17 protein-coding genes and 2 pseudogenes are annotated in these 17,934 nt (G+C 55.3%); 3 read left to right on the top strand and 16 right to left on the bottom strand.

What is annotated here, in order from left to right:
• Positions 1 to 120: 120 nt before the first annotated feature.
• Complete coding sequence (locus KX928_RS18740; RefSeq protein WP_219505758.1) at positions 121 to 834, top strand: CE1 family esterase; 714 nt, start codon at positions 121 to 123, stop codon at positions 832 to 834.
• Between the two features lie 584 nt (positions 835 to 1,418).
• Here the strand turns inward: KX928_RS18740 and KX928_RS18745 are convergent.
• Genes KX928_RS18745 through KX928_RS18755 form a run of 3 tightly spaced genes read right to left on the bottom strand, consistent with a single transcriptional unit; the run spans position 1,419 to position 3,677 of the window.
• Entirely contained in the window at positions 1,419 to 2,585 is a 1,167-nt protein-coding gene (locus tag KX928_RS18745) for an MFS transporter (protein ID WP_219505760.1), read from the bottom strand.
• A 25-nt stretch (positions 2,586 to 2,610) separates the two neighbouring features.
• Positions 2,611 to 3,417, bottom strand: coding sequence for an aldo/keto reductase (locus KX928_RS18750; RefSeq protein WP_219505762.1), 807 nt, complete (start codon positions 3,415 to 3,417; stop codon positions 2,611 to 2,613).
• 14 nt (positions 3,418 to 3,431) lie between these two features.
• Entirely contained in the window at positions 3,432 to 3,677 is a 246-nt protein-coding gene (locus tag KX928_RS18755; protein WP_219505763.1) for a DUF2798 domain-containing protein, read from the bottom strand.
• A 100-nt stretch (positions 3,678 to 3,777) separates the two neighbouring features.
• Here KX928_RS18755 and KX928_RS18760 point away from each other — a divergent pair, with 100 nt between their 5' ends.
• Positions 3,778 to 4,695, top strand: a complete 918-nt coding sequence (locus tag KX928_RS18760) for a LysR family transcriptional regulator (RefSeq protein WP_219505765.1) — start codon at positions 3,778 to 3,780, stop codon at positions 4,693 to 4,695.
• A gap of 778 nt (positions 4,696 to 5,473) precedes the next feature.
• Here KX928_RS18760 and KX928_RS24360 read toward each other — a convergent pair.
• The 12 genes and pseudogenes from KX928_RS24360 to KX928_RS18820 all read right to left on the bottom strand — a co-directional run.
• Positions 5,474 to 6,055, bottom strand: a pseudogene (locus tag KX928_RS24360) (TCP-1/cpn60 chaperonin family protein); the annotation flags it as partial.
• Between the two features lie 351 nt (positions 6,056 to 6,406).
• Positions 6,407 to 7,468: pseudogene (gene groEL / locus KX928_RS24365) on the bottom strand (chaperonin GroEL); the annotation flags it as partial.
• Complete coding sequence (locus KX928_RS18775) at positions 7,465 to 7,983, bottom strand: hypothetical protein (RefSeq protein ID WP_219505767.1); 519 nt, start codon at positions 7,981 to 7,983, stop codon at positions 7,465 to 7,467. The pseudogene groEL and the gene KX928_RS18775, both read right to left, overlap by 4 nt.
• Entirely contained in the window at positions 7,976 to 8,683 is a 708-nt protein-coding gene (locus KX928_RS18780) for a hypothetical protein (protein ID WP_219505769.1), read from the bottom strand. Before KX928_RS18780 ends, KX928_RS18775 begins: the two co-directional genes overlap by 8 nt.
• Before the next feature lie 493 nt (positions 8,684 to 9,176).
• Positions 9,177 to 10,004 (bottom strand): methyltransferase domain-containing protein, encoded by an 828-nt coding sequence (locus KX928_RS18785; RefSeq protein ID WP_257883937.1) that lies wholly within the window; start codon positions 10,002 to 10,004, stop codon positions 9,177 to 9,179.
• Between the two features lie 549 nt (positions 10,005 to 10,553).
• Positions 10,554 to 10,745: a hypothetical protein gene (locus tag KX928_RS18790; RefSeq protein WP_219505771.1), complete on the bottom strand. Its 192-nt coding sequence runs from the start codon at positions 10,743 to 10,745 to the stop codon at positions 10,554 to 10,556.
• Between the two features lie 49 nt (positions 10,746 to 10,794).
• A complete protein-coding gene (locus tag KX928_RS18795; protein ID WP_219505772.1) occupies positions 10,795 to 11,916 on the bottom strand; it encodes an alanine/ornithine racemase family PLP-dependent enzyme in 1,122 nt (373 codons plus the stop codon).
• Positions 11,913 to 13,223 carry an N-acetyltransferase DgcN family protein gene (locus KX928_RS18800; RefSeq protein ID WP_257883938.1) on the bottom strand — a complete coding sequence of 437 codons (1,311 nt, stop codon included), beginning with the start codon at positions 13,221 to 13,223 and terminating at the stop codon, positions 11,913 to 11,915. Before KX928_RS18800 ends, KX928_RS18795 begins: the two co-directional genes overlap by 4 nt.
• Positions 13,172 to 13,999, bottom strand: a complete 828-nt coding sequence (locus KX928_RS18805; protein WP_257883939.1) for a hypothetical protein — start codon at positions 13,997 to 13,999, stop codon at positions 13,172 to 13,174. Before KX928_RS18805 ends, KX928_RS18800 begins: the two co-directional genes overlap by 52 nt.
• Complete coding sequence (locus KX928_RS18810) at positions 13,989 to 14,342, bottom strand: hypothetical protein (RefSeq protein WP_219505773.1); 354 nt, start codon at positions 14,340 to 14,342, stop codon at positions 13,989 to 13,991. Before KX928_RS18810 ends, KX928_RS18805 begins: the two co-directional genes overlap by 11 nt.
• Positions 14,343 to 14,745: 403 nt before the next feature.
• Entirely contained in the window at positions 14,746 to 15,297 is a 552-nt protein-coding gene (locus KX928_RS18815) for a 2OG-Fe(II) oxygenase (protein WP_219506007.1), read from the bottom strand.
• 58 nt (positions 15,298 to 15,355) lie between these two features.
• On the bottom strand, positions 15,356 to 15,832 hold the full coding sequence (locus tag KX928_RS18820; protein WP_308342384.1) for a BLUF domain-containing protein: 477 nt from the start codon (positions 15,830 to 15,832) through the stop codon (positions 15,356 to 15,358).
• Positions 15,833 to 16,201: 369 nt separating this feature from the next.
• On the opposite strand from KX928_RS18820, the gene KX928_RS18825 reads away from it, so the two are divergent.
• Entirely contained in the window at positions 16,202 to 16,834 is a 633-nt protein-coding gene (locus KX928_RS18825; protein ID WP_219505774.1) for a tyrosine-type recombinase/integrase, read from the top strand.
• Positions 16,835 to 16,977: 143 nt separating this feature from the next.
• On the opposite strand, the gene KX928_RS18830 is transcribed toward KX928_RS18825, so the two are convergent.
• Positions 16,978 to 17,853, bottom strand: a complete 876-nt coding sequence (locus KX928_RS18830) for a lysophospholipid acyltransferase family protein (protein WP_219505775.1) — start codon at positions 17,851 to 17,853, stop codon at positions 16,978 to 16,980.
• Positions 17,854 to 17,934 lie beyond the last annotated feature (81 nt).

Below are 17,934 nucleotides of genomic sequence, written 5' to 3' on the forward strand. Positions count from 1 at the left end.
TTCAAGAGTCTCGGAAGCACTCTTCTCTTGGCTCCGTTGCCGCTTTTTGTGTCACTCGGAAGTGCAGTGGCTTGCCCCGGTCTAGATGGCCCGTGTCAGACGGACGAAGGCATCTATTGGATGCGCACGCCCGATGCAGGACCGCCCACAGCATTGGTCCTGTTTCTTGGTGGCAGCGGCGCGAATGCTGAGCGGATCGCGACGCAAAGCAGCGTGGTGGCGACGTTCTTGGCCAATCAAGCCGCCGTTGCAATTCCCCAAGGCCTACCACCTTTTGGTGAAGGAGCCCCGAATTGGGCCGTGCGCGACGGCCGGCAGATGCCTCGGGACGACGTTGCATTCATTCTGGATGTTATCGCAGATGCTCGCATGCGGCTGGATCTGAACACGCTGCCCGTTCTGCTTACCGGCTTCTCCCGCGGCGGCTCGATGATATGGGACATCGCTTGTCAGGTGCCCGAGGCGGCTGATGCGTATGCTCCGATTGCCGGTGCCTTTTGGATACCGGAGCCGCAAACCTGTAACGGGCCGGTACATCTGTTCCACACGCACGGGTTCACCGACCCGGTTGTCCCGCTCGAGGGACGCCCGGTGCGGGATGGCACACGTCAGCAGGGGGATGTGTTTACCGGCCTGCGCTTGTGGCGTGCTGTGAACGCATGCGGCTCGCGCGCGGATGATCATGACGTTGGTGAAGATCGTTGGATCAAACGCTGGACGACTTGCGAGGATGGCTCTGTTACTTTGATGCTACATGAGGGCGGTCACGCAGTGCCAAGCGGATGGGCCGACACCACATTCGCATGGTTCGAAGCGTCGGTGAGTACTGAGTGATGTACTAGTCTCCTCCCGCAATCGAGTTCGTCATGCTTCGCGCTTATAGCCGATTTTGTTGAAAAACTCGAAAATCCGACGGCTGCATTTTTCTGCCAGAATCCGTTGCGGTGGCCAAATTGAAACCGAGTGCCCAGTGGAGCCTCTGAGAGGCTCGGACATCGCCAAAGCTGGTCTTAGGCCGACCCCCTCGACGAGTATTTGGGGAGGCTTTCTATGGGCAAGTTTCTCACCCGTTTACGTAAAAATTGGAGTTTTTCAACAGTATCAGCCCGAAGCGGCAGTTCATGCACGGCGCAGCATCGGTCGAGGTGGGCTCTCTTCCGCCCTTGGAGCACTCTCAGCAGGTACACCGTTGTATTTCCAGGCCTCGCCGAGGACCGGCCCATAGGAGACCTTGAGCGCTGAGTTCGATTGCTGCATTTGCAGCCCGCTTTGCGGTCATTCGCTGCAACTGCAAATTCGAGCCACCGGCGAACTGGTAAATTGCGGACAATCCAGTCTTTCGCTGCAAGCTCCAGAAGGTCAGCTTTCACAAATGAAACGCGGCCACCAAAAGGCAGCCGCGTTTCGGTTTGGGGCGTTTACTCGGCTGGTACCGCGACCGATGGTCGGCTCCGCATCGTCAATGCGATAAATGCCGCGACCACCAAGCCGGCGATGCCGATCATCGCGTTGGCGGGGCCGAGGGCTGGAAGACCAGCGGTGTCGATCACCCGACCACCGATGAGCGCGCCGAGACCGATCCCAACCTGTGCGATGGTCACACTAAGAGCTGAGGCGAACTCCTGCGCTTCCGGGGCCTGCTTCATGACGCGAAGCTGATTGGCAATGAAGCCGGCCGACTGTGCCGCACCCCAAATCGCCAAGGGGATCAAGAATAGGATGCCTTGGCCCGTCATTGCGACCGTCGCAAACGAAGCGGCAGAGAGAGCGGCAAGGGAAACAACGGTCACGCCCATTGGGTTCCGGTCCACGTATTGCCCGGCGAGCCAGTTGCCGAACAAACCAACGATGCCAAAGCCCATCAGAACCCAGGCCACTTGTGCGGATGGCACGTTGGCCAGCGTCTGAAGAATGTCGGCCAGGTAGGTGTAGGCGACGAACATCGAGGTGAAGGCAAAGGCCGTCAGCACAAGATGCGCAAGGAACGACCCGCGTTTCAGGATCGACGCTTGGGTCAGCAGCGACGGCGCGGCTTCAGGCTTCGTCGTGGGGAAGAAGGCCAGCAATGCGAGCGACATCACCGCCGCTAGCGCACCGATCGCGCCGAACATGACGCGCCAGCCCATCAGGTCAGCCAGGAGCGTGCCGAGCGGGATACCGATGACCGTACCTGCCGAGATACTGGCGTAGAGGATGGCCACTGATTTGCCACCGCCTTCAGGGCCACCGAGCCCAGCGGCGGCCGCCGTGCCAACCGCCCAGAAGACAGGTAAGGCCAGTGCGCCGATGATCCGTGCAGCGGCGAGCGTTTCAAAGGTCGGGGCAAATGCAGTCAACACGTTGGACACAGCGATCATCGCCAGCAGTCCCGCGAACAGTTTCTTGCGTTCAACTTTGGCCACGAGGGCCGTCAGGAATGGCGCGGCGATGGCCACCGTAAAAGCGAAGATGGTTGCCAGAAGTCCGGCCTGAGCGATGCTGACGCCAAGATCGGCGGCGAGCTGTGGTAGGACGCCGATGATCACGAACTCTGTCGTAACCACCGCGAACCCGGCAGCCGCCAATGTGAGGATAGGAAGTCTCATGTCTATGTCTCCGATCTGACAGGGCTTACGCCTGCATGTTTTCTTCAAGGTGTTGGATGGAGGTCGTTCCGGGGATGACGACCGTATTTGGCGAGCGATCCAGAAGCGCCCTTAGTGCGGTCTGCGCGCCCGTACGCTGTCCCGACCCAGCCTGCGCTGCGAGAGGCGATCCTTTCCGCATGGGGTGAGCACCGAGCGGGCCATAGGGGATGAAGGCGATGCCTTCTCGCGCGGTGAGGTCGATCATGTCGTCCTGATCGCGTTCGAGGATGTTGTAGCGGTTCTGCACCGACGCGATGGGAGCGACCGATTGCGCTGAGCGAAGCTGTTCAACGGAGACGTTCGACACACCGATATGCGCGATCTTCCCAGCCTCCCGCGCCTTTGCGAGCGCCTCGATAGAGACCTCAATCGGCGTCTTGGGATCGACCCAATGAAGTTGAAACAGACCGATCTGCTCGACCCGCAAGTTTTTCAGCGCATCATCGATTTGCGCGGTCAGCACCTCGGGGCTTGCGTCCTTGACCATCTCGATGGGTGACAGTTTGTCGATCCCTCCCTTCGTCGCAAAGACGATGTTCGGTAGTCCTTCGAGGGCTTCACCGAGCAGCTTTTCGTTCCATTGCGGGCCGTAGGCGCGCGCTGTGTCGAAAAAGTTGACGCCGAGTTCGGCGGCCAGACGCAGAAGACGTTTGCCCTGTTCCCAATCGGGATAGGGACCAAAGTTCGCGGGCTGGTCGGTCAGGCGCATGGCACCATAGCCCAAGCGGTTTACGATCAGATCGCCACCAAGGGCAAAGCTGTCGGGGGTGATGTTGTTTTGGGCATTCATGGTTTTTCTCCAGTTCAGATTGTGTGGCGATCCAAAAAGCGCCGGACGACCGGTGCGATGAAGGTCACGCTTGGGAAGGCGAGGGAGAACGCGAGGGCATAGGCGTGCAGCCAACGGGTCAGATATCCATCCGAGAACCCGGTGTTCACCGCTGTGATGATCGCGGACATGACGCCACCGAGAGTGGCTGACATGATGAAAGCGAACAGAACTGCCGCGAACCGTGCTGGGATCTTCAGAGGTTTGGCTGCAAGTTGCATCGTCGTCTCCTGGTTGGTGAGAGCAAGATGCGGGGTCAGCCAGCGATTTAGAATACGGCTAGTATTGACATCACTTGTTAGTCCGGCTGAGTAATAGGCGATGATCGACCTGCGCCTTATCGAGACCTTCATCCAAGCTGCTCGCCGCGAGAGCTTTTCCGCGGCTGCCAAAGCACTGCGTGTCAGCCCGGGTGCCGTCAGCCAGAACATCAAATCGTTGGAAGAGCAGCTTCAGACGCGGCTCTTTACGCGCACCACACGGCAAGTGAAGCTGACACCTGAAGGCCAACGGTTCCTGCAACGCTGTGCGCCAGCGGTTGAGGCACTGGAAACAGCCGCGACAGAAATCCAGCAGGAACGCGAAGCCTTTCGGGGTCGGTTACGGATCACGTCGACAACCGCATTCGGTCGCGATGAAATCCTACCGCTCATCGCGTCGTTCCAAGCCGAACACCCGGAACTTGAGATCGAATTGTCGCTCTCTAATGGGTTTGTGGATCTCGTGGCCGAAGAGTTCGATCTCGCGATCCGGGGCGGCATCCTTCCCGACAGCGATTACATCGCCCGCCTTCTCGTTCCAGTGACGCCGCTGGTCTGTGGGTCCCCCGATTACCTCGACCGCCACGGGACGCCGCAGTCCATAGAGGACCTGAACGGTCACCGTCTGATTGGAATGCGGTCGAACCCCTCGCAACGGGTGTTTGCGTGGGAGTTCACAGGCTCGAAACCTGGCGAGACGCAAAGGGTTGAGATTGCACCAACCGCGATCATGAATGACCCGGCAAGCGCGGGCCGTGCCGCTGCACTTGGCATGGGCATCACCCAGGTTGGCAGCAACGTAGCACTGCCCCTGATCAACGCCGGGAAGCTGATTGTCCTCTTTCCCGAGACCGCGATTCAATCTCGCGGTCTCTATGCCGTCTATCCATCCAAACGCTTCGCGCCGAAGAAGCTGACCGCGTTCGTGGATCATTTGGTTGAGGCATTCGCGCATCGGGCAGACTTGGTTTTTTCCTGAAAGCAGCCGATCGTGCGTCGTGCAGCATCGGTCAACATGGGCTCGTTGCCGCCATCGGAGCGACCGCAGCATTCTGTGCCCGAGGTCGGATCGCGTCTGTGAGAATCGGCCCATAGCTGCCGTTTGCCCGACAACTTGATCGCTGCAATGCGGCCCGCCAAAGCGGACATTGCATAGAGGGTGCCGCGAACGACACCTATGAGCCGATTTTGTTGAAAAACTCGAAAATCCGACGGCTGCATTTTTCTGCCAGAATCCGTTGCGGTGGCCAAATTGAAACCGAGTGCCCAGTGGAGCCTCTGAGAGGCTCGGACATCGCCAAAGCTGGTCTTAGGCCGACCCCCTCGACGAGTATTTGGGGAGGCTTTCTATGGGCAAGTTTTTCACCCGTTTACGTAAAAATTGGAGTTTTTCAACAGTATCAGACCAAATTGACCTGTGTTGAAATGAGCGCGAATGTCTACTCAAAACCCGGAGCAACAAGCGGCCCAACTCACAGGGCATAGCGGACTTGCGAAATGCTACCAAAGATCGTGCAAGAAGGTGCGCGTGATGTGGGTCTGATACCGGGCAACTTCGTTCTAAGAACCTACGCATGTGCATACTCTCCTAGTGGAAGAGCGACAGTGGGCCTATAACTCTGAATGCTGGACTTTCCAGTGGAGCGGGTCAGTTGGTTTGCGCCAGCCGAAGCAGTTTCAAAACGAATGGTAGACGATAGCGGAAACATTTTTTCGACGGTGAACGCTTGCAAAACTACAATGAACCCCTGAGCTGTTTACATCATGCCACCCATTCCGCCCATGTCGGGCATGGCGCCGCTAGGTCCGCCAGCGCCTTCCCTGGCAGGCTTGTCGGCAACCATTGCTTCTGTGGTGATCAAGAGACCCGCGATGGAGGCTGCATCTTCCAGAGCTGTACGAACAACCTTGGCAGGGTCGATGACACCGTAAGCGAACATGTCACCATACTCCTCGGTCTGTGCGTTGAAGCCAAAGGATGCATCGTCGCTCTCGCGGACTTTGCCCGCCACAACGGACCCGTCGACACCGGCATTCTCAGCGATCTGACGCAGAGGCGCCTCCAGCGCTTTGCGGACGATTGCGATACCGTTGTTCTGGTCGCTGTTGGCACCTTTCAACCCGTCGAGGGTTTTGGCCGCCTGAACCAACGCAACACCACCGCCCACAACTATGCCTTCCTGAACGGCGGCGCGCGTCGCGTTCAGCGCGTCATCAACGCGGTCCTTACGCTCTTTCACTTCCGCTTCTGTCATGCCACCGACGCGGATCACGGCAACACCGCCGGCCAGCTTGGCAACACGTTCTTGCAGCTTTTCGCGGTCGTAGTCAGATTTTGTACCCCCAACGTACTGTTCCGTTTTACGGGTGATAGTCCGCTTCTCGGCTTCCTTTTCTAAGTAATCGATTTGCTGCAGGCGAAAGCCAGAAAGGAAATTCTGTATTTCAATCAATTCATCTCGCTCAAATCCGTAAGTCTTTCCTTTGACAAAGAAACCACTAGGAATTATTTGCACCCTTGAATGATTTACAAAATTAAGAAGTTGCAAAAAGTATTCGTATCTTTCCTTGGTATCCAGTCCAAATCGTTTTTGGAACTCTTCAGTTACTACCAGTTTTGACTGGTCTAGTATCTCAACCATCACTTCCTCTGTAGGTGGAATAGAAGAAGTTCTAGTAACCTTTTCGCCTTTGATCTGACGACGCAGCTGAGAAACACGCTCCGTAATCGCGATTCTGTCGCCCATTCCATCGATTATCGTCGTGTCATCCTTTGTAATATGAACGCGCTTGGCTTCACCGAGCATTTCCTTCGTTACTCTCTCAAGCTTCATGCCCAGCTCTTCGGAGATCACCTGACCACCTGTCAGGATCGCGATGTCCTGCAGCATGGCCTTACGACGGTCACCGAAGCCCGGTGCCTTGACCGCTGCGATCTTCAGGCCGCCTCGTAACTTGTTAACAACCAGAGTGGCCAGTGCTTCTCCGTCAATGTCTTCGGCGATAACTAAAAGTGGCTTCTGACTTTGTATCACCGATTCAAGGAGCGGAACCATTGGCTGCAGCGAGGAAAGCTTCTTCTCGTGCAGCAGGACCATGCAGTCTTCGAGCTCTGTCGTCATCTTGTCCGGGTTCGTCACGAAATAAGGGCTGAGGTAACCGCGGTCGAACTGCATGCCTTCAACAACGTCCGTCTCGGTCTCTAGGCCCTTGTTCTCTTCCACGGTGATCACGCCGTCATTGCCAACCTTCTGCATCGCGTCTGCGATTTGCTGGCCGATTTCGGCTTCGCCGTTGGCGGATATGGTGCCAACTTGGGATACCTCATCGGAATCCTTCACCTCGCGGGAGGCCGCTTTGATGGCTTCCACCACGGCGGTCGTCGCCATGTCGATGCCGCGCTTGAGGTCCATGGGGTTCATGCCCGCAGCAACCGACTTCATGCCTTCCTTGACGATGGCCTGGGCCAGAACCGTCGCGGTCGTCGTGCCGTCGCCGGCTTCATCATTGGTGCGAGAAGCGACTTCCTTCACCATCTGCGCACCCATGTTCTCGAACTTGTCTTCCAGTTCGATTTCCTTGGCAACGGAAACACCATCCTTGGTGATGCGCGGTGCGCCGAAGCTCTTGTCCAGCACGACGTTGCGGCCTTTTGGGCCTAGCGTGACCTTCACAGCGTTAGCCAGGATGTTGACACCCTTGAGCAACTTGTCACGGGCGGTCGTGTCAAACTTTACGTCCTTTGCGCTCATCGTTGAAAAATGCCCAAATTGGTCAGACGTTCACTGATGGAGAGTTCCAATCGATATGTTTTCAGCATCCATTCGAGCTCGGTCTGATCGGCGGCGACTTGAGGCCTTACCTTTTTTTCCTCGTCTCCACTAAGTGACGCCTCGATCATCGCAAGGACCGCACCTTGCGCTTTGAGTGTCGTCTGCTCTGCAAGTACTGCGAACAACACTCCACAATCGGATGCAAACTCACTTTCCTTTAATGCTTTTTTGCTTGCGTTAATGGCATTCATAAAATCCCGTGTTCTTGCATTTTCGCCTTCAAAGAGAACGCGCTTTTCATGGATGAAGCCCAGGACCCATTTCATTTTGGTCTGCAGAAGCTGTTCGATTGGCCGAGGTTCTACGTATACCTTGACATCTTCAGTCTCGAACAGCTCGGCAACACGATCGTTGGCGTCTTCAACTGTTGCTAGGAAAGTCGATGACGCTTCTTCCCTGCTAGTAACCAGAAAATAGAGATCGAATTTAGGCAATGGTACGCCCCTCGAAAACTTCTCTCAAACGGGCAACAGGCGCAGTTCCTGGAGCTTCCATTGCGCAAACAATTTGCGAAATAGTTGAGGTCTTACCCGCAACATCGACCGCCTTCTTTATGCGTTCTGGTTCCGTCTCAAGTTCCTTCAAAAGACGGGTGACTTCATGACAAATGGAACTCACCTGATCAAAGTCCTCTTCTTTTGGTTCGGGTTTTTGTAGGACGACCTCAATTGTTGATTTGAGTTTGAGAAGTTGGTTCCTCAGAGGTGCCACGTCTGGTTTGCATGCAAACCAAGTTTGAACTGTAAGCATAAGAGTAGCCAAGCTGCCCAAAGATGCCACGGACTTAGCCACAAATGTAGCCCCCTGCATAAGGCCCGTAACGGACAATAGCAAAAAACCGAAGACCGAAAAGGCCGCGGAAATTAGGATCGAAGCCAAGAATGCAGAGCCATGATTTAAGTAGCACCCACGTATTTTTCGAAACACCAAAAGTACTAAGCACGTGAACATGGCCAGAATCCACCATGCACTCAGTTCACCTGCTTGTTTCAAAGCTACCGAGTAAGATGGGAAGCGGGAGAAACCGGCATAACCAACAACCGCAAAAACCACTAAAAGCAGTAGGTCTAGCTTCGAGAAAGAAGGCCCAAAGTGAAAGGGGAAGATATCTGTTTGTTTCAAATCTAGGGACACAAAATCACTGAATCCAGTTGTCTAGTTACGGCACCAACGGTCTGAGCATCCATATCTTTGTCTTGAACGTTCCTGACGCCACTTAGCATGTGCATGAAAGTATGATATTGCGTTGATAGCAAGAGTTGTCGTCGCCTTGATCGTCTAAAGCTAGTAGTGCTCGTTGTTTAGATGGATAGAGCTGTGTCCTTCTTTCTGACTGACGATCGTGTTGCCTATGAACACAAATACGTTTTGAGCAGGCAACTTAGAGCAACAAATCATAGTGACGCAGGGGTGTCCAAAAGGACGCGCGGTTGGGACAAACGACTTACGCAAAACCGTTAACATACGGCCCACAACCGACTTTGGACGTGTCGTTCAGTTTCTGCGGTCGCAGCCCTCTTTCCTGCCATTCGCTGCAATGCCGAATTTATTGATAAATGAACTCACCAAAAGCGGACAAACTTGTCGTTCACCTGAATCGCTCAACGATCACTCAAGCAGACCTTCGTCAGGAACGAACAGCCGATACGACGACAGACGGAGCTGGAACAAGAAAACCCGGTGCCCCCATGGTCCCTGCTGCTTGAGTCCGCTTCGCCAGATCTTTCCGGATGGCAGTCCGTGTCGCAGCGGGTTGTCGACGGAGCAGCGACGCGGCGCGCACTGCACCAGCGTCAAAGACATCGAAAAGCGCGTCGGGGCTGGGAACAGTCAGTTCAGAGGCAACCTCAATGAGCGTGACGTTGGCAAAGCCCGCGTCCTCAACCAATGGCCTCGCGACAGAGATGTCAGCCAGCACATGCGCATCCGGCCCTTCCGGCAGCGTAATCGACGGATCGGCGAGCCGACCGACAGCATCGAATAGCCAGCCGAATGAACCGTCCGAGCCTTTGCCGTGCCAAATAGAGAACGCGATTGCTCCACCCGGTTTCAGAACTCTGGCTGCCTCTTTCAGGCCGCGGACAGGGTCGGGAAAATGGGGCACCCCGAAGCCGATTGTCACGGCGCCGAAGCTAGCGTCGGGAAAACCTATGTCCATGGCGTTGCCTTGAAGGAACCGCGCCCCGCGAACAGCATCGCGGGCGAGCGAGATCATGGCTTCCGAGAAATCCAGCCCGGTTACCGTCGCACCTCTCTCGACGAGCTCTGCTGCAACCACACCGTGGCCAGTGCATACATCGAGAACCTCAGTATTCGGTCCTGCGTTTATAGCATCCGCCAGCTTTCGGGCGACAAGTCGAGTGGCCATGTCGAAACCATCGGCATAGTTCCTTGCAATTGATGGTGTGCCCCATCCATCGCGCTCCATCTTCTCGAAATCACGCGTGTCGACCATCTATCGCTCCCTCCACGCCTCGACGATACACTCGACACCGTCTGGCGCAAAGACGCATGTAAACCGGATTGGGCTCTTAGCAGAACTGCGTCTGAGCAGCGGGAGCAGCACGGCCCATGGTGGTGGGACGCCTTTCAGAACACACTTTTCCAGAAGCGTAGTTCTAGAAATCATCAGTTTCCGGGACATTCCCGAGCCTGACAAGGAAGCTCGGTGATCCGACTTCGCCGCTGTTTGGGTCTTCACTAATCATATAGGCATCGGCATCGGCGCAATCCTCGGACTGGGCTTCCCGTTCCGCTCTATTCTGAGCTTCTGCTGCCGTGGAATACTGAAATTGCTTGCCAATCTTCAGGCTCGCTTGCCCGTCACGCCCGGGCTTCTGTTCCACATATGTCTGACAGATATAGTGAATTTATATTGTGCTCTTGTCGGCGTCCGTCATGGGAAATTCCTTCAGGTGTGTGCGGTCGTTCCTGCGGATTGAAAGACGTGGACGAAACGTGGGTTGTCGCGATGCGGCCGCCTTGGTTGAACCCGTCCTATGCCCTAGCGCGACGGCTTTGTCGGAGTGTTGGCTTCTCGCTCGAGGCGGGCCTTGCGGAGACGGTCGTTCTTGGCTTGTCGCTGCTCTGCCTCTTCTTCGACCATCTTTCGAACGACGCGGGTTGTCTTGTCCAACGGTGTTTCGGCATTGGGAGATTGAGCCTTGAACACGCTTGTTTTTGTTGGTTTTGCCAAAAGATAATTTCCTCTTTGGTTTCTCTTTGTTGGGTCCCAGCGCTGTCGGTCAAACCAATGCCAGGTGTTTCTTTGGGCCATGGGCATCGTTTGCCTGTGACCCAGGCCGGTCATTGTGTAGACTCGTTTGAATGTCAGGCGCGGCCATGGCGCGCATCAATGCGCTATAGTTCATCTGAAACCGCATTTCCGATCCAACGCGGAGCTTCTGCTCTGTCGTGCCAATGACGAGATGATCGCTTGTCGCGCCGATAAGTGTACTGCCTGCAGGCATGGAGAGCCCCTCCACATCCACGTCTTGGTTTCCGAGGGCAAGAATGATCCTTGTCGTTTCTGAGGTGGCAGGAACGAGCCGAACTATTGCCGGTGCGTGATGTACGGTGCTTATACTTGGGCTCATTGTCTTGGCGTCGGTTTCGATCACTTCGGCGACAAGCGAGAAGGTGTCTCGAAACAAACCACCAATCTGCTCCTGGGTGATCGGATCGACGCCAAGCAGTATGGCTTCGCCAATGCGCAGATCGTTAATCCGGCCGGTCGCGCGCGAGCCGAACACCCAAGTCAGGTTGGCAGAGTTGCCGCCAGATACCGTCTCAAGGAATGGGCCACACTGCCCCTCGACTTTATTGGCAAGCGAAGTCAGGGCCTGCATTTTTGTCGCGCTAGGGGCCATGCCGCTCAGACAGGCGAAGTTGGCACCGATGCCTTTCAGCGCCACACCGGGCATGTCCACGACTTGCTGTCCTATATATCCAATGTCTTGCGGCATGATCCCTTCGCGCAGGTCACCCATTTCGGCCATCAAGATGACGCCGTGAACCTTGTTTTGTCGGAGTGCAGCAGCCGCCAATGCTGCGATCACAGATATCTCCGTGTTGTAGCTCGCCTCACAGACTTGCATGATGTCATCGACCTGGCTCAACATTGGTGTTCTGATCAAGGTGATCGGACAAGTCATGCCAGCCTGGCGCAACCGCTTCACATTGCTCAAACGCGCCTCAGCCAAGCCCTCGGCGCCCCCGTCAAGCATGGCCTGTGCAATGGCTGGATGCCCACACACCGCTTTGGTCACCGCAGTCACGCGAATACCACGCCCTTTTAATCGCTCGACAACGGTTCGTGTGTTGTGGCGCAATTTGCGCAGATCAACTTCTATCCGAGGGCAGCTCACATCGCGGCCTTGGGCGTTCCTTGCTGCAGGCCGGGATAGGCAGCAACAATCATGGCCAGCAAGTGTGCGGCTGGTCGGCTCAGCGCGTCTGTCACAGGCAGGCCAAGTTTGTCGGATTGTGCAACAATCGTGTTGGTGATCTCGGCTTCCGACATCCCCTCGTGGTTGAGCGTGATGCCGATGACCTTGGTGTCAGAAAAGGCCTCGATCAAAGCAATCTCGCTTGCTGGGGTGGGCATTGGCATATTGGGAAAATCGCAGCGATGGGCGCGTTTCGGTGCGTGCTGAAGTATGACGGCGTCCGGTTGGCTGCCACGCAGAATGAAGGCCGATGTACAGAACGCCGGATGGCTGAGCGCACCCTGGCCCTCGATCAAAATGACATCGGGTTGCTCCGCCACTGAGGCCGCGACAATCGCACCCTCAAGTTCGCCGCAGCAGAATTGGGGCGGGACGGCATCCATGGCCACGCCATATTTTGCGCCTTGCATCAGGCCCGTCTGACCCGTGCCAACCAGTACAGTCTTGATGCCCTTTGTGTTGAGGGCGCGTGCCAAGACCGTCGCAGTGGTCCGTTTTCCTATGGCGCAGTCGGTCCCCAGAACAGCGATGCGTAGCGCATGGACGTTCGAGACACTGCCATCGAACAAGCGCATGTCTTTGCTGGGTTTGGGTTTGCGTATGTCTCGGATGGTGACCTGTTCGTTTGAAGCCGCTCGCGCGATTTCGGTATCATCGCTCAGATATTCATGCAGACCACTGACAATGTTCATACCGCGCGCGATCGCATCAAGCACGACGCCACGATCGACAGTCGAAAGCCGCCCCGTTGAGGGGGCCATGCCGTAGATGAAAGTATCAGGTACGGAGGATTCGCGGGCGATAGCGATGTTCAGGCTCTCGAGGATTGGTATATCGTTGATCACGTCATCAAGAACCCGCCCGGCGTTCTCGCCGCTATGGGTGCTGTCGATGACCGATACAATCCTGTAGGCCTCTGAGTGACGTACAAGGCCGTTGGCCGTCTTGCCGTCAATCTGAGCGAAGTTGCCTTCGCAGTAGACAACCGCTGTTGGGATTTGAGTGAGCGAAGATGGTTGTGTTGGTGTGTCACTGGTCAAGGGCGGAGCTTGCGCTCTTCTCACTGGATGACGAATGGTGTTCGCCGTTTGAAGTTCGGATTTCATATTTTTTCCTTTTGAGGGCAGCAAGCCTTCGCCAGAGACTCTGGAGGTCGAGACATTATGTGGTGGGCCTAGTTCTTGAGAACGCAAAGCCCCTTGGACTTCTGGAAATTCTGGTTGCATTCCCAACGATTTCCCGACCTGTCGAGATGGGCGTTTGCAGGTATATCGATGACATCACAGCCAGAATTGGAGACTTCATATCCCCTCTGGCACTTCCAACCCTCGCCGTAGGCTGCATCGTCAAAATACGCAAACTCTGGGATAACTACCGCCTCGCAGCGATCGTCCTTTGCAAAGAAACCACGTTCACATGTCCAAGGTCGACCATATCCCGCCGTGTTCAAATAGCCGTTGATAGGCACCGCAATGGCAGTGCAAAGGTCATCCACCTTCTCAAATCCACGGTTACACTTCCACCCGGAGCCATAGGTCGCGTCCACCAGATAGGCGTTTTCCGGCACGACGATCTCTTGGCAAGTATCATCCACTTTCAAAAATCCGCGCAGGCAGTGCCAGCGTTCGCCAGAAGGGTCGAGAAACCCACCATCGGGGACAACCACGGCAACGCAATCGGTTTGATCAACCTTGCGATAGCCATGATGGCACTCCCACCCGGAACCATAGGTGCGGTTCGTTTCAAATGCATTTTCCGGTGTCACAACGGTTGCGCAAATACCGCCGGCAAGCCGATACCCGACGTTGCATTGCCAACCTTCACCGTAGCTCCTTGCGCTGGCATTTTCCGGCATGGTTTGGGCAAAGGCGGGCATTGCAAAAAGAAACAATGCTAAAATGGGCCCCATGAAAACGACCCAAAGAATTCGGGCGTCCGCCGACATAGGTGTCCCGCAAACTGCTTGAGCCAATTGTGGCGATGCTTTTGATTTATGATCCATCCAACTCAAGCCCCGCGAGGCAAGCGTCTGCAAGGTCACGGTCTGGCGTATCTGAACCAGGGTGGGTCGCCCAACCGGTTTCCATCATCGCATTACGACGGCCAAAGCCAGAGAGTTCCTGGAGGTTTGCAAGTTTCTCTGCGCGTGTTGGATCAGCCGCTGACATGTTAAGGCACACCGGAACCATCGCCAAAGTCACTTCTTCATTTGCCATGTTCTGTGCCATGGTTTCGGCGCTGCTGCTTGTTGTCCAGCCACCCCATGTGAAGCCGATGATGGAAACCGCAATCGCGCCGCCCAAAGCACCGTACATGCCGGGTTTCGTCCAGTCAGGAAAAGTCATGTTGGTTCCTTTGACGGAGAAAGTGCCGCCTCACGTTTTGTTGCGCTGACAAGACATTTTGTCAGAGCCGTGTCGAAGTCGTTAGATCGACAGTGCGTTGTCCATGCCCGGCCGCACATCGCGGGAGCTCCTGCGACCAAAGCGAACGGTGCTGACACGTGGGCGTTACGGTTGTGATCAACAACCGTCCCAAACTGCAGATCCCTGTTACGGCATCTGACAATCGAATTTTAATGATAGTGACTGCAGCTGGCTCTGGCAGAGCGATGCGCTTTTGCCGAAGAATACCACAACTTTGTTTTATGTATGTAACCGCTTGGCACCTTGATTGCAATGCTGGCTGACCTGACCATGCTCTCAACACCGCAGATGGTTCTGTCACTTTGGCCGGTTGGAGCCGCCTTCAGCGAAACGGAGGGCCATGCGCCCAGACGGTCAATGAACGCCGAATGCCTCGCTTGATCGGCGTTACTTGGTGCAGTGCAAAGCTCGGAAACACGCTCACCGATCCCTGCGCCCGATTGGCCAGGAGGATGTGAGCACTTGGCATGATTTCCAAGTCACCTCCGTCGTAGGTGTCCGGATTGCTCAATTGAAGCACAAGTGTGAGCTTTCTTTTGCCAGCAGCGGGACCGTTGCCAATGTCAGAGTGCCAGGCAAAATGGCCCCCTTTGGCCGCATCATAGCTGGCAATTTGCGGGCTCTCCGCAAATTCGCGCACATCGAAATCAAACTGTTGGTTGTTAGAATGACTAACTACCTCGATCAATCGGGTCATCACCCAGCTCAGGTCTCCGACATCGTCCATCCAAACGAGTTCCGCATTACGCAAATTGTGATCCCGATTGCGACCCACAAGCAGTGCTTCATCGGTAGGCATTTTGGCGATTGCCGCAACAATGCGATCACATTCCCACGTGGTAAACGCATCGGGCACTGAATGCACCGCCATCATTCCGCCCACCATTTACAAATCCTGGTTCGCATATGTGTCGATGCGAGAAGGGGTTGCATTAATGCACAGCCGGTTTCCCGGATCGATCCGATAGGTCGTTGAATACTTTTATGATTTCTGCTGGCTCCACGCGATCAAGCGCCGCGTCTGCGATTTCTTGTTCCGTCCAAATCCAAGTCTTTGCAGGATCATGAAGCATCGCCCAATTTGCAAACAATCGACTTTGTATCTTGCGATTCAGGAGTTCTCTAACCCCGGCATGCCGATCATCTTGACGAATGCGTGCGTAAGCTGCGCGCACTGCAGCTTCCGGACCTTCCAGTAGTTGAAGATAGATGTCCTGTCGACAAACCAACGCGCCGGTCACGTCATCCCGCTTATTACAGCGTCTGGCATCGAGCAAAATTCCTGCGAGTGTCGGCTCATCGAACCCAAACGGCTGTGACACATAAACGAGCTGAATGAGGTTTGTGATGGTTTGGCTCCCTGCGGGATTAAGCGAACCATGAACATGCTTTGATAGACACACGATCACATCGCTTCAGATGGCGACCGTAAGACTTCGGCGACGCAGAGTCTCGACTAAAGTAAACTAACTGCCAATTTGGAGAATACCGTCTCAACATAGCGGCTCTTGCGCCATGACCGCGCAGGTTCCCTGTTTGAGTAAATACGGCAAGGAAACAAGGCAGTTTTGTCTGGAGCGTGTGAGTCCGCCGCAAGGCAGCACCAATAATCAAAAGCTTGCCGCATTTTTCGCGCTAAGAACGCAGGCCGCGAGAAACTTGAACTCGCAGGATGGGTTCGATCCGGACATAGGGTGCAGCGCAGTAAGACCGTGATACGGTGCCTTGTTAACGTCGGGTTGACGTTGTGGAGGGCGTGGCGGATCGGAGGATCAGTCATGGAGACACCAAACCTACCAGCCATTCGCGTACTTCGCCCAGCTTGGAACAAGGGTCGCATCGTTGGCCAGAAACGACCGCTGAAGCCCAAACACGTTTGGGCGATCCGAGTTCGACTGGAACTGGCCGAGAACCATCGCGACCTCGCGTTGTTTAACATGGCAATCGACAGCAAGCTTCGCGGGTGTGATCTCGTGAAGATGAAGGTCGTTGACGTCATGGCATCCGGCCAAATCAAGGAACGGGCGTCGGTGCTACAGAGCAAGACACAGAAACCTGTACGGTTTGAGATATCGGAAGGGACTAGAGCGTCAGTTGAGAAATGGATGGAAGACGAATTGATGGTCGGGTCAGAATATCTTTGGCCAGGGCGTTTTCACGAACGACTGCACATTTCTACCCGTCAGTACGCGCGGATTGTGCGCGACTGGGTCACTTCGATTGGCCTTGAAGCGACGACCTATGGCACCCATTCAATGCGTCGCACCAAGGTTACGCAGATCTATAAAAAGACGGGAAATCTACGAGCCGTGCAGTTACTGCTTGGTCACACCAAGATGGATAGCACGGTCCGGTATCTCGGCGTCGAGCTTGAAGACGCATTGGCTATCGCGGAAGCCATTGAAATCTAAATTTTTGGGCCGCCTGCAGGGGCGACCCATTGCCGACATTGGTGGTCGTTCAGCGGGCTACAGTGCTGCTTCCCCAAACTGGCCATTGGTCGAGTGCGAATGACCCTTGTGATTTGGACGATCGGCTAGCGAACTGCGCTCGTTCAAGCACCATCCCAGCGTTTCAACATCCAGTACCACTGTTCTGGGTTCGCCATGATCCGCGTAGACAAACTGTCGTTGAAAGCACGCGTCATTTCGATGTTGTTGGTATGGGGGATTGGGGCTTCGAACTCGACGCGGAATGTATTTCCATCACCAATGCGAGTGCCAAATGCAGGGATCATGGGCAGATCGTATTTCAATGCGAGCTGAGCCGCCGAGAGTGATGTGAGCGCGTCATGACCAAGAAATGGTATCGCGACACCTTCTGAATATTTTTCATCCAGCAAGATTGAAATAATGCCGCCATTCCGTAAATGACGCACAAGGGCTCTTGTTCCGACGCGGCCGGTCGCCAAAATAGGCTTCCCGCCTGCCTCGATCCCGGCACGAATGCGACGCTCGTAGTGGCGGTTCTTGTTCGGTCGATACACCGCGCCGCTTTCGAGCCCATGCATTTTGATTACGGCGCGAACAGCTTCCCATTGTCCGAAATGGCCAGAAACAACAATGGCTCCCTTGCCAAGCCTTTGAGCCTCTATCAGGGCAACAAGACCCGGACCGGAGGCACTGAACTTGTGGTGTTGGGTCTGAAATTCAGCATCGTGATAGATCTCGAACAGCGTTCTCCCCATATGCCAGCCCATATCTTGGCCGAGTTTGGCGCGGGTGAAGGGCTTCATATCGGGAAAAACCCGTTTGGCTTCGCGATCAAATCGGCCCCTGGCCGGAGGGAACCAACGCATGACGGCTCTGAACGTTGTACCCAATCCACCGGAACGAGAGTCAAAGGAGCGCCATCGCACAGCGGTCAGAGCCGACCACAGTGGGAGGTATCTTGCGTGCTGTAAGACTGATTTCAACGATGCAGAGAGCATTGCTCTCTATGGCCGGTCCCAGCGGCAATACCAACCGAAATCGGTAGTGCGCGTCACACCGGTCCGTTCAAGTTGCAGTTT

The organism is Roseobacter insulae (assembly GCF_019375555.1).
GTDB classification, from domain to species: Bacteria; Pseudomonadota; Alphaproteobacteria; order Rhodobacterales; family Rhodobacteraceae; genus Roseobacter; species Roseobacter insulae.